This is a genomic window from Arthrobacter sp. 05N429 (assembly GCF_056397045.1).
In genome coordinates, this window is record NZ_JBFTMQ010000005.1 from 147,661 (window position 1) to 160,054 (window position 12,394).

Sequence of the window (12,394 nt, forward strand, 5' to 3'; positions counted from 1 at the left end):
CAGACGCCGTCGGACGGTTTGCCCTTGCATCGTAGTCCGGGCGTCCCGAACGCCAAAGGACGCTGCCGGGGCCGGGCAGCGCCCGTCGGGGGCAGGCCGCGTTTGCGGGTAATCTAGGAGAGTTCCGGGGCCGACTGGGTTCGCCGGAAGAGCACATGGCAGGAAGCAAAAGGCGAGGTTGATGGTCCACATCTGGAACGATCCGTCCGAAGTCCCGGCGGACTTTGGTCCCTCCGTTGTTACCTTCGGCAACTTCGACGGTGTGCACCGGGGACACCAGCAGGTGCTCTCGCAGCTCATCCGGGTCGCCCGCCTGAACCACGCCCGGGCCGTCGCCATCACCTTCGACCCGCATCCCGCGCAGGTCCACCGCCCCGAATCCGCCCCCGAGCTGATCATGGGCCTGGAAGACAAGCTGGTGGCTCTCGGCGAGCTGGGCCTCGATGCCGTGCTCGTGATGAAGTACTCCCTTGAACTGGCCAGCCTCACTCCCGAAGAATTCGTCGCCGACGTCCTGGTTGGCAGCCTCAAGGCAAGCCACGTGGTGATCGGCCACGACGCCCGGTTCGGCCGGGGCAACTCCGGCGACCTGGAGACCATGCAGGAACTCGGCAAGAAGCTCGGCTTCGAAGTGCTGGTCATCAGCGAGTTCGGCTCCGAAGGCTTTCCCATCCACGGTGAACTGCACGACGACGGCGGCAAGGACCGCCGCTGTTCCTCCACCTGGGTGCGCGAGGCACTGCGTGAGGGCGATGTCGCCACGGCCGCCGCCGTCCTGGGCCGGGCCCACCGGATGCGCGGAGAGGTGGTCCACGGCGCAGCGCGCGGCCGCGACCTCGGCTTCCCGACCGCCAACCTCGCCGCCGACGCGAGCGGCTACATCCCGGCGGACGGCATCTACGCCGGCTGGCTCGTGGACCAGGCCGGCACACGCTGGCCCGCCGCTATTTCCGTCGGCTCCAACCCCACGTTCTACGGCGTCAGCCGGCAGGTGGAAGCCCATGTGATCGACCGCCCGGAAGAGGCTGTCGAGGACTTCGATCTGTACGGCCAGACAGTAGTCGTGGAATTCGTCGCCCGGCTCCGGGGCATGGTGGCGTACCGTGGCCCTGAGGCGTTGGTCGACCAGATGCGCCTGGACGTGGTCCAGGCCCATAACATCCTGTTCGCGCGCTAAACCGCCGGGCCGGGCCACATAACTGGACCGCTGTACCAAACTGTTGGGGCTACACCGCTGAGATGATTCAACGGGCGGGTTCGCAGGCCGGTCCGCGCAGAGATTCACAGCCATTTGGCAAGGAAGGCAAGACTGTGACCATTGAGAAGAATACAAGGGAGCTGGACAAGGAAATTGTCCGGGACTTCAGTTCCCGGATGAGCTACGCGTCCTACCTGCAGCTGCCGACCCTGCTGAGCGCCCAGCAGCCGGTCAGCACCCCGGAGCACCACGACGAGATGCTGTTCATCATCCAGCACCAGACCACGGAACTGTGGCTCAAGCTGGTGCTGCACGAGCTCCGCAGCGCCGCCGCCTGGCTCCGCTCTGACGACCTCGGCTCCGCCCTGAAGGCGATCGCCCGGGTCAAGCACATCCAGAAGACCCTCACCGAGCAGTGGTCCGTGCTGGCCACCCTCACACCCACCGAGTACTCACAGTTCCGCGGCTTCCTGGGCAATTCGTCGGGCTTCCAGTCCAGCCAGTACCGCGCGGTCGAGTTCCTGCTCGGCAACAAGAACCGCAAGATGCTGCCGGTGTTCGAATCCGACCCCGAAGCCCACGCCATGCTGCTGGAGCTCCTCGAATCCCCGAGCATCTACGACGACTTCCTCGCCTACCTCAAACGCCAGGGCTTCGACGTTCCCGCGTCACTGCTGGAGCGGGACGTCACCCAGGCGCACGAGTTCTGCGCTGAACTGGTGCCGGTGTTCAAGTACATCTACGAGAACGCGGCCGACAACTGGGGCGCCTACGAGGCCTGCGAGGAACTCGTGGACCTCGAGGACAACTTCCAGCTCTGGCGCTTCCGGCACCTGCGCACGGTGCAACGCACCATCGGCATGAAGTCCGGCACCGGCGGCTCCAGCGGCGCCGCCTTCCTGCAGAAGGCACTCGAGCTGACCTTCTTCCCCGAGCTTTTCGCAGTCCGGACGGAGATCGGCCAGTGAGCGCCCTGACCCCGCAGACGGCAGAGACCGCCGGCAACACCGACGCCCTGCTGCAGCGCGCCCGGGAACTCGACGCCGCCGATCCGCTGGTCGCCTACCGGGAGCACTTCATCGGCTCGGACACGGAGCTGTCCTACCTGGACGGAAACTCCCTGGGCCGGCCGCTCAAGCGCACCGTCACCGATGTCAGCACCTTCATCCAGGACAGCTGGGGCGGGAGGCTGATCCGCGGCTGGGACGAGGAATGGCTGGAACTCCCGCAGGCCATCGGTGACCAGCTCGGCAGGGCCGTCCTCGGCGCCGCACCCGGGCAGACCATCATCGCCGACTCCACCACCGTGGTGCTCTACAAACTGATCCGGGCCGCCCTGGCAGCTGTGACGGACCCGGCCCGCACCGAAATCGTGCTGGACACGGACAATTTCCCCACCGACCGCTACCTCGTCGAGGGCATCGCCCGCGAAGAGGGCCTCACGCTGCGCTGGATCGACGCCGACCCCGCCTCCGGCGTCACCGTCGAGCAGGTCCGGGCCGCCACCGGACCGGCCACCGCCGTCGTCGTCCTGAGCCAGATCGCCTACCGGTCCGGCTTCCTCGCGGACCTTCCGGCCATCACCGCCGCAATCCACGACGCCGGCGCCCTGGTCGTGTGGGACCTGTGCCATTCCGCCGGTTCGGTGGAAATCGCCCTGGACGCTGCCGACGTCGACTTCGCCGCCGGCTGCACCTACAAGTACCTCAACGGGGGACCGGGCTCGCCCGCCTTCGCCTACGTCAACGCCCGGCACCTGCCGGGCCTGCAGCAGCCGATCTGGGGCTGGATGGGCCGCAAGGACGCCTTCGAAATGGGGCCCGGCTATGAGGCCGCGGCCGGCATCCGCGGCTTCCTCAGCGGCACCCCGGCGATCTTCGGGATGCTTGCCATGCGCGGCACGCTGGACCTGCTGGAAGAGGTGGGCATGGCCGCGGTCAGGGAGAAATCACGGCTGCTGACCGCGTTCGCCGTCGAACTCCACGACGCCTGGCTCGCACCGGCGGGTGTTGAACTCTCAACGCCGCGGGATCCGGAACTGCGCGGCAGCCACATCACGGTGGACCACCCGGCGTTCCGGGAGATGACCGCGGCGCTGTGGGACCAGGATGTCATTCCGGATTTCCGGGCGCCGCAGGGCATCCGGATCGGGCTGTCCCCGTTGAGCACGTCCTTCACCGAGCTGTACCGCGGCGTGGCCGCCATCCGCGAACGGCTGGCGGGCGGCGCGTCCGGGCAGTCGTAGGGCCTGCCGTTTCGACAAGTTCAGCGGCGTGCCGGTAAACTAAACGTTGGATCCGGCTGCAGTCCGTGGCGGCTGGCTCTTGTTGTGCACGGGAAAGCGTCTCCTTGGAGGGCTGACCCGGCGCGGCACCCCCGGCAGTGAGTTACTGATTCGGGCCTCACGGCACATCTCTAGGAGTTATCGTGGCACTTGAAGCCGCTGTAAAGCAGTCCATCATTCAGGATTTCGCAACGTCCGAGGGCGACACCGGTTCGCCGGAGGTCCAGGTTGCAGTCCTGACTCAGCGGATCAAGGATCTCACTGAGCACATGAAGGTGCACAAGCACGATTACCACACCCAGCGCGGTCTGCTGGCCATGGTTGGTCGTCGCAAGCGCATGCTGACCTACCTCAAGAACACTGACATCACCCGCTACCGTAAGCTCATCGAGCGTCTCGGCCTGCGCCGCTAGTCAGCTTTAAGGGGCGGCCCCTTCCGGACCGGAAAGGGCCGCCTTCTTCAAATAAAACTCAACAGGAGGATCAACCGCATCACGCATTCGCGGTCCTCGGTAGTGATCCCCGGGAACGGCTTCAAGGAACGAAGCCTTAGCCCGTGGGTCTCGATCGATGACCGGGTGCAGTGCAGGCCAGTAGACAGATGCTGGGCTGGGTTGATGCGGCTGGACTCCGTGAACCATGAAACGGAGGTGACTCTCTATGGAGGGTCCCGAAATCCAGTTCTCAGAAGCAGTCATTGACAATGGCCGCTTCGGCAAGCGTGTAATCCGCTTCGAAACCGGCCGCCTTGCCAAGCAGGCAGCCGGCGCAGCGATGGTCTACATCGACGAAGAGACCGCGCTGCTGTCCGCAACCACCGCCGGCAAGCACCCGCGTGAAGGCTTCGACTTCTTCCCGCTGACCGTCGACGTCGAAGAGCGCATGTACGCCGCCGGCCGCATCCCGGGCTCGTTCTTCCGCCGCGAAGGCCGCCCGTCCACGGAAGCCATCCTGGCCTGCCGCCTCATGGACCGCCCGCTGCGCCCCGCGTTCGTCAAGGGCCTGCGCAACGAGGTCCAGATCGTCGTCACCGTGCTGTCCATCAACCCGGACGAGCTCTACGACGTGGTCGCGATCAACGCTTCCTCGATGTCCACCCAGCTCTCCGGCCTGCCCTTCTCCGGCCCGATCGGCGGCGTCCGCGTTGCCCTCGTCGCCGACGAGAACGGCTCGCAGTGGGTTGCGTTCCCGAAGCACTCCCAGCTCGAGAACGCCGTCTTCAACATGGTCGTTGCCGGCCGCATCGCAGGCGACGACGTCGCCATCATGATGGTTGAAGCCGAAGCCACCGACAACTCCTGGAACCTCATCAAGGAACAGGGCGCCACCGCCCCGACCGAAGAGGTTGTCTCCGAGGGCCTCGAGGCTGCCAAGCCGTTCATCAAGGCACTCTGCGAAGCACAGTCCGACCTGGCAGCCCGCGCCGCCAAGCCGACCGTCGAGTTCCCGGTCTTCCTGGACTACCAGGACGACGTGTACGCCGCTGTGGAGTCCGCTGCCGCCGACAAGCTGGCCGCTGTCTTCCAGATCGCCGACAAGCAGGAGCGCGACACCGCCTCCGACGAGCTCAAGGACGAGGTCACCTCTTCCCTGGCCGGCCAGTTCGAAGGCCGCGAGAAGGAACTGTCCGCAGCGTTCCGCTCCGTCACCAAGCAGGTTGTGCGCCAGCGCATCCTCAAGGACCAGATCCGCATCGACGGCCGCGGCCTGACGGACATCCGCCAGCTCACCGCCGAGGTTGAGGTCCTGCCCCGCGTCCACGGCTCGGCCATCTTCGAGCGCGGCGAGACCCAGATCATGGGTGTCACCACGCTGAACATGCTCAAGATGGAACAGCAGATCGACTCGCTGTCTCCCGTGACGCGCAAGCGCTACATGCACAACTACAACTTCCCGCCGTACTCCACCGGCGAGACCGGCCGCGTCGGCTCCCCGAAGCGCCGCGAAATCGGCCACGGTGCCCTCGCAGAGCGCGCCATCATGCCGGTGCTGCCCTCCCGCGAGGAATTCCCCTACGCCATCCGCCAGGTGTCTGAGGCTCTCAGCTCCAACGGTTCGACGTCGATGGGTTCCGTCTGCGCCTCCACGCTGTCCCTGCTCAACGCAGGTGTGCCGCTGAAGGCCGCTGTTGCCGGTATCGCCATGGGCCTGGTCTCCGACCAGGTTGACGGCCAGACCCGCTACGCCGCCCTGACCGATATCCTTGGCGCCGAAGATGCCTTCGGTGACATGGACTTCAAGGTTGCCGGTACCTCCGAGTTCGTCACGGCCATCCAGCTGGACACGAAGCTCGACGGCATCCCGGCCTCGGTCCTGGCTGCCGCCCTGAAGCAGGCCCGCGAAGCCCGCCTGCACATCCTGGACGTCCTGAACTCCGCGATCGACACCCCGGATGAGCTCTCCGAGTTCGCGCCGCGCGTCATCGCGGTCAAGATCCCGGTAGACAAGATCGGCGAGGTCATCGGCCCGAAGGGCAAGATGATCAACCAGATCCAGGAAGACACCGGAGCCGACATCTCGATCGAGGACGACGGAACTGTCTACATTGGCGCCACCAACGGCCCGTCTGCCGACGCAGCACGGTCCGCGATCAACGCCATCGCCAACCCGCAGATCCCGGAAATCGGCGAGCGCTACCTGGGCACGGTCGTCAAGACCACGACCTTCGGCGCCTTCGTTTCCCTGACCCCGGGCAAGGACGGCCTCCTGCACATCTCCGAGCTGCGCAAGATCGCCGGCGGCAAGCGCGTGGACAACGTCGATGACGTTGTCTCCGTCGGCCAGAAGATCCAGGTGGAAATCACCAAGATCGATGACCGCGGCAAGCTCTCCCTGTCTCCCGTTGTGGCTGACGAGGCGGGCTCGGAAAACGCTGACGACGCTGAGGTCTCCCTGGAGTCCGCAGAGTAGTCTTTTTCGAACTCAAGCAGCGGGGCCGGTGGATTAGTCCACCGGCCCCGCTGCCGTTAAAGGCAGGTAGGATTGCAGGCAGATTTGGCACGTTTCCCGTGACGGTTTTATTGAAAGGCCTTGATGACTGTCGTCCCCCTGCCGCTTGAGCAGAACCAGCACGCTGACACCCTGATCCACGGAGCCGACGGCGGTTCCGAGGTACGCCGTTCGGTCCTGCCCGGCGGTGTCCGTGTGCTGACCGAGGCGATGCCCGGCCAGCGCTCGGCCACCATCGGCTTCTGGGTGGCCGTAGGCTCCCGCGACGAGGCGCCCGGGCAGCACGGCTCCACCCACTTCCTGGAGCACCTCTTGTTCAAGGGCACGCAGCGGCGCACGGCCCTGGAAATCGCCTCGGCCTTTGACGAGGTCGGCGGGGAATCCAACGCCGCCACGGCGAAGGAAAGCACCTGCTACTTCGCCCGCGTGCTGGACACCGACCTTCCCATGGCGATCGACGTCATCGCGGACATGATCACCGGCGCCGTGCTGGACCCGCAGGAGATGGAGCAGGAACGCGACGTCATCCTCGAGGAGATCGCGATGGACAGCGACGACCCCACCGACGTCGCCCACGAACACTTCGTGGCCGCAGTGTTGGGCACCCACCCGCTGGGCCGTCCGATCGGGGGCACCCCGGACGCCATCCGCGCCGTCGCGCGGGACTCGGTCTGGGACCACTACCGCCGCTACTACCGCCCGGACGAGCTCGTCATCACCGCCGCCGGGGGACTGGACCACGACGTCGTCTGCGGACTTGTGGTGGACGCCCTGCACTCCGCGGGCTGGAGCCTTGAGCCCGACGCCGCCCCGGTGCAGCGCCGCTCCACGGACCGGGCCGACATCACCGGCACCGCCGGCCTGCACGTGATTAAGCGCCCGGTGGAACAGGCCAACATCATCATGGGCTGCCCCACGATCGTCGCCACGGACGACCGCCGCTTCGTCATGAGCGTGCTCAACGCCGTGCTCGGCGGGGGCATGTCCTCCCGGCTGTTCCAGGAGGTCCGCGAGAAGCGCGGCCTGGTGTACTCGACCTACTCCTTCGCCTCCTCCTACGCCGATGCCGGCTACTTCGGCATGTACGCCGGCTGCACGCCGACCAAGGTCCGCCAGGTCCTTGAGCTGCTCGGCGCCGAACTCGACAAGCTGGCCGAGGGCGGCATCTCCGACGAGGAACTGCGCAAAGCCGTCGGGCAGCTGTGCGGCGGAATCGTGCTGGCGCTGGAGGACACCGGCTCCCGGATGTCCCGGCTGGGCCGCGCCGAACTGGTCTCCGGCGAATACCAGGACATCGACGAGACCCTGCGCCAGATCAAGGCCGTGACCGCGGCCGAAGTCCAGGAGCTCGCCCGCGAACTCGCAGCCGCTCCGCGGACCGTCACCGTAGTGGGCCCCTTCGAGGAAACCGAGACGTTCGGCCTCTGACGCCCGGCCTGTCGTCCGGCCCGGGAGGCCCCCACGCCGCTGAGCCGGAACCGCCCGGGCCGGGCTGCCGGGCCCGCACCTAGACACGGCAGGCGGCGCCGCGTGATGATGGGGGCGGGCTCACTCGGGAGGAGCTCCACGTGGGAGGACCCCTGGAAGGGATCCCTGGAAGGAAAATATGGACCGGCCGCTGCCAGGCAGTGCACACGAGGCGCTCGAGGCGTTTCTGGGGCGCTGGACTGGAACCACGCAGTGGGAGGCCACGCCCTGGGGGCCGGCGCGCGTTGCCGCCGTCGAAGTGACTTTCGCGCGTGCAGCCGCCGGCCTGGCCGTCACCCACAGCTACCGGCACACCGAGGCGGACGGCACCCGCTCCGAAGGCCATGGCGTCTTCACGATGGACCCGGTCCACGTCGACACCCTCTGGTACCACGTCAACAGCATGGGCCTGCCCCCGGAGGCTCCCGCGCGCGCGAGCTGGCTGGAGGGTACCCTCACCATGGAACGCCGCAGCGACCGCGGCACCTCCCGGCATACCTTCCGGGTAGACGACGGCGTGCTGACGCACAGCGCCGGGCTCCGGTTGGAGCCCGCGAGCGAATTTACGCCCTTCATGACCTCAACCTGCCGGCGCGCAGCGGCGGACGCAGCCGTCCCGCCTGAGGTTCCTGGCACAAGGCTCGGCCTGAACTACTGAACGCCGCACGGGGAAAATCGCGGTTCCTTCCGTCGCTCTGCGTGCGGGCCGCGACACGGACAAATCCATCGGGGTGAATTCATCGCCACACTATTCACTGAGTGTATAGATTGAACTGTGAACAATTCCCTCACCCTGCTGGGCCTCCTGAGCCGCGAGCCGAGCTATGGCTACGACCTCAAGCACTCCTATGACCGCTACTTCGGAGCCGGAAAGGCCTTGGCCTTCGGGCAGGTGTATTCCACCCTGTCCCGAATGGTCCGTGACGAACTGATCCGGGCCCTGGGGGAAGAGTCCGGCGGCGGTCCGGACCGCAAGAAATATGAGATCACCGTCGCCGGCCAGGACAGGGTGCACGAGTGGCTATTCACCCCCGGCGTTCCCTCGGAGTCCCTGCAAAGTGAGCTCTTTGCCAAGACGGTGATCGCCCTGTTGCTCAATGACGACGCCGACCGGCTGCTCGATGTGCAGCGCGGTGAACACATGGCACGGATGCGTGAACTGACCCGGCTGAAGAAGGACGCGGACCTGCTGCGGGTCCTGATGTGCGACCACGGACTGTTCCACATCGAAGCCGATCTGCGCTGGATCGACCTCACCAGCGCCCGCCTGACCCAACTCAAGAAGGAGCTCCAGAGCGCATGAGTACCAGTGACACCGCTGCACCTGTCCTTAGTGCCCGCGGCCTGCACCATTCCTTCGGGCAGACCGAGGCATTGCGGGGTGTCGACCTCGACGTCCGCGCGGGGGAGGTGCTTGCCGTCATGGGCCCTTCCGGATCCGGCAAGTCGACGCTGCTGCACTGCCTGGCCGGTGTTCTTGTGCCCGACGGCGGATCGGTGACCTACCGTCCCGCCGGGCGGTCTCCGATGGAGACCAGTGCCCTCGGGGAGCCGGGCCGGGCCCGGCTGCGGCTGACTGATTTCGGGTTCGTCTTTCAGTTCGGCCAGCTGCTGCCGGAGCTGACGGCGGCGGATAACGTCAGCATCCCGCTGCTGCTGGCCGGGACACGGCGGCCGGAAGCGCTGCGCCGGTCAAGGGAGCTCCTGGAACGCCTTGGTCTGGACCGGATGGGTGCCAAGGTGCCCGGCGAACTTTCCGGAGGCCAGGCCCAGCGCGTCGCCGTTGCCCGGGCGATGGTGACGTCCCCAGCCGTATTGTTCGCCGATGAGCCCACGGGTTCGCTGGATTCCCTCGCCTCAGAGAATGTGCTGACCCTTATGCTCGAGCTTGTCCGCGAGGCGGGTACCACCGTGGTGATGATTACCCACGATGCCCGCACCGCCGCCTATGCGGACCGGGAAGTCATCGTGCGCGACGGCGCCATCGGTGCCGGATACCGGGTGTCCGCGTGAATCCCGGACTGCTCAAACTGGCAGTCGTGGGCAGTCGGTCCGGCTACAGCAGGCTCGCCGGAATCGCTGGAGGCGTCGCCGTCGGAGTATGTCTCTTGTTGTTGCTGTGGGGCGGCGCGAACGGCCTGAGCGCACGTGATGACCGCGGTGCCTGGCTGCGTGAAACCGGCAGCCCATCAGTGTCCAGTCCGGCGGTTGCGGATGATCCGGCCATTCCGGGGAAGGTGACACCTGTGCCGCTGACCGCCGACACGGCGCTCATGGAGGCCAACCCGGTGGAGGTCTTCCGCGACCACTTGATTAGCCGCCGCGACGTCGCCGCCCTGGGCTCCACTGCCGTCAAGATCCCTGGGATCGGCAAACCTCCGGAGCCGGGCCACTACTACGCGTCCCCGGCGCTGCAGCACCTGATCGATTCAACGCCGCCTGACCAGCTTGGCGACCGATACGGGACATTCTCCGGCACGATCGACGATGCTGCGCTGCCCGGACCGGATTCGCTGATCGTCGTCACGGGAGCCACGGAAGCCGAACTCCGCCAGAACGGCCGGGCCTTCCTGGTGTCAGACTTCACCACCAACCCATACGGTGGCAGCGCTGCCGCTTACAACACCGTGCTGTCCATCGGGGCCATAGCGGTGTTCTTCCCCGTGCTGCTCCTGATCAGCATTGTCACCGGCCTGGGCGCTGCCCAACGCCGGGAACGCTTCGCGACACTGCGCCTCATTGGCGCATCCCCGCAGGCTGTCTCCCGGATCGCCGCCGTCGAAACCGCCGTCCCCAGCCTGGTCGGTGCAGTGCTGGGCGTCCTTCTGGCCATCGTGCTGAGGCCGGCTGCCGCGCAGATACCGGTCAACGGCACCAGGATGTTCGCCGCCGATCTGACAACCGGCTGGGAGGCGGCCGCCGCCGTCGTCGCCGTGGTGGTCGCGGCGTCGGCACTCGTCGCCGCGCACCGGACCGCCCGCGCAGGCATTGGCCCCCTGGGCGTGACGAGGGCCGTGCACGAAAAGACACCCACCATATGGCGGGCCGTGCCCTTGCTCGCGGGCCTGGTCGCCATGATCACGGCTGTAATGATGATCCGGGTAATGGAGGTGCGGCTGCCGTGGCTGGAATCACCGCTCCTTATCCTCGGCTTTCTGCTGATCCTCGTCGGCATCGTGGTCATCGGTCCCTGGCTGACCCGCCTGGTGAGCCGGATGGGACTGCGCCGGGCGCGGAGCGCGGCCGGAGTCATTGCCGCCAGCCGGATCCACAAGACTCCGGTGGCGACCTTCCGATCCGTATCAGGACTCGTCATCGCCGTGTTCGTCGTCTCCGTCTTCGCAGGAGGATCCAGCATCATCGAGTCCACTGAGGCACCTCCGGCCGGGCCCGGGCTGTTGCAGCCCACCAGCCTCCACGCCACCCTGAGCGCCGGACATACCCCGGCCCAAGCCGCAGAGGCCGCCCGCCGGGCCAGCAACCTGCCCGGGATCCGGAATGCCACGGTCGGCTACGGCCCGGGAGCTCTCTTGGGACCGGATGCCGGCCCTGAAATCCACCTTCGCGCCGCGGACGCGGCCGGCCTCGGGTTCGAGGACATCCCGGCAACAGAGGTCGTCACTGTGGATACCTCTTTCCTCTACTTCTGGACGACGCAGCCACTGGCGCTGACCCCGGCGCCCGACACCAGCCTGGACAGTCTGGTCCCGGTCGTGATGGTGCTCGGGACCGACGGGACCCCGGCGGCTATGGACCGTGCCCGGACAGCATTAAACGGTTCCGGAATCACGGCCACGCCGGCCACCTCCCCGTTGGACCTCAAACTGCAGTCCACCGGCCGGCTGATTCATGGCCTGGCCGTGCTCGCGTACCTCGGCATGTTTGTCGCGATCGCAATCGCCGGCCTGTCCCTGGCCGTCGCCACTGCCTCCGCCATCCTGGACCGGAAAAGGGTTCTGGGCCTGATGCGGCTCATGGGAATGCCGGTGTCTGTCCTGCGTCGGATCGTCACCCGTGAAGCAGCCGTCCCGCTCCTGACCGTGCTGCTGCTCTCGGTCGGCCTCGGATTCCTCGTGGCCTGGCTCATGGTGACCTTCATTGACGACACGTACCGCGTCACCTGGCCCGCGCCTGATTACTTCATGGCCCTGGGCGTCAGCCTGCTCCTGGCACTCGGAGCGGTCACCGCAACATTCGGCCTCATCCGGGGCCAAACAGCATTGACGGTTACCCGTTTCGAGTAGATGGCTGACTGCAGACTGTGAGGGCTGGCCTGTTCCTCGCGGATGCCAGTAGGTCGGAAGGGATTGCGGCGGGGGTCGGCACTGAAACGCCTGTCGGGAGGTGTTGATCCAACGCTCCCTCGTCAAACCGTTGCCATAACGTTGCAAAGCCGCCCTTGAAATCCGTTGACACGCTGTGAGGCGCACCATAGATTTGCCGTAATCTGAATCACCTTTCAGGTTCAGCGCATTTCCTGTCAGATCTCCTGCTCA

Annotated in this window: 10 protein-coding genes; all 10 read left to right on the top strand. The window is 66.5% G+C overall.

Annotated elements, in window-relative coordinates; all coding sequences use genetic code 11:
* The first annotated feature begins 181 nt into the window (after positions 1 to 181).
* A complete protein-coding gene (locus tag AC1DF4_RS11460; protein ID WP_476913013.1) occupies positions 182 to 1,177 on the top strand; it encodes a bifunctional riboflavin kinase/FAD synthetase in 996 nt (331 codons plus the stop codon).
* 134 nt (positions 1,178 to 1,311) lie between these two features.
* The gene (gene kynA / locus AC1DF4_RS11465; protein ID WP_144673964.1) at positions 1,312 to 2,166 is read left to right on the top strand and encodes a tryptophan 2,3-dioxygenase; all 855 of its coding nucleotides are present in this window, start codon (positions 1,312 to 1,314) and stop codon (positions 2,164 to 2,166) included.
* Between the two features lie 5 nt (positions 2,167 to 2,171).
* The gene (gene kynU, locus AC1DF4_RS11470) at positions 2,172 to 3,443 is read left to right on the top strand and encodes a kynureninase (protein ID WP_476913092.1); all 1,272 of its coding nucleotides are present in this window, start codon (positions 2,172 to 2,174) and stop codon (positions 3,441 to 3,443) included.
* Positions 3,444 to 3,625: 182 nt separating this feature from the next.
* The gene (gene rpsO, locus AC1DF4_RS11475) at positions 3,626 to 3,895 is read left to right on the top strand and encodes a 30S ribosomal protein S15 (protein ID WP_224049119.1); all 270 of its coding nucleotides are present in this window, start codon (positions 3,626 to 3,628) and stop codon (positions 3,893 to 3,895) included.
* A 247-nt stretch (positions 3,896 to 4,142) separates the two neighbouring features.
* Entirely contained in the window at positions 4,143 to 6,392 is a 2,250-nt protein-coding gene (locus AC1DF4_RS11480) for a polyribonucleotide nucleotidyltransferase (protein ID WP_224049120.1), read from the top strand.
* Between the two features lie 123 nt (positions 6,393 to 6,515).
* Positions 6,516 to 7,859, top strand: a complete 1,344-nt coding sequence (locus tag AC1DF4_RS11485) for a M16 family metallopeptidase (RefSeq protein ID WP_476913014.1) — start codon at positions 6,516 to 6,518, stop codon at positions 7,857 to 7,859.
* Positions 7,860 to 8,037: 178 nt separating this feature from the next.
* Positions 8,038 to 8,556 carry a DUF1579 domain-containing protein gene (locus AC1DF4_RS11490; protein WP_476913015.1) on the top strand — a complete coding sequence of 173 codons (519 nt, stop codon included), beginning with the start codon at positions 8,038 to 8,040 and terminating at the stop codon, positions 8,554 to 8,556.
* 117 nt (positions 8,557 to 8,673) lie between these two features.
* Positions 8,674 to 9,201 (top strand): PadR family transcriptional regulator, encoded by a 528-nt coding sequence (locus tag AC1DF4_RS11495; RefSeq protein ID WP_476913016.1) that lies wholly within the window; start codon positions 8,674 to 8,676, stop codon positions 9,199 to 9,201.
* Positions 9,198 to 9,911: an ABC transporter ATP-binding protein gene (locus AC1DF4_RS11500; RefSeq protein WP_476913017.1), complete on the top strand. Its 714-nt coding sequence runs from the start codon at positions 9,198 to 9,200 to the stop codon at positions 9,909 to 9,911. Before AC1DF4_RS11495 ends, AC1DF4_RS11500 begins: the two co-directional genes overlap by 4 nt.
* A 233-nt stretch (positions 9,912 to 10,144) precedes the next feature.
* Positions 10,145 to 12,142, top strand: a complete 1,998-nt coding sequence (locus tag AC1DF4_RS11505) for an FtsX-like permease family protein (protein ID WP_476913018.1) — start codon at positions 10,145 to 10,147, stop codon at positions 12,140 to 12,142.
* Positions 12,143 to 12,394: the final 252 nt, after the last annotated feature.

Coding starts and splice junctions, on each gene's coding strand:
- AC1DF4_RS11460 (WP_476913013.1), top strand. CDS start 182: ATGGTCCACATCTGGAACGATCCGTCCGAAGTCCCGGCGGACTTTGGT.
- AC1DF4_RS11480 (WP_224049120.1), top strand. CDS start 4,143: ATGGAGGGTCCCGAAATCCAGTTCTCAGAAGCAGTCATTGACAATGGC.
- AC1DF4_RS11485 (WP_476913014.1), top strand. CDS start 6,516: ATGACTGTCGTCCCCCTGCCGCTTGAGCAGAACCAGCACGCTGACACC.
- AC1DF4_RS11490 (WP_476913015.1), top strand. CDS start 8,038: ATGGACCGGCCGCTGCCAGGCAGTGCACACGAGGCGCTCGAGGCGTTT.
- AC1DF4_RS11500 (WP_476913017.1), top strand. CDS start 9,198: ATGAGTACCAGTGACACCGCTGCACCTGTCCTTAGTGCCCGCGGCCTG.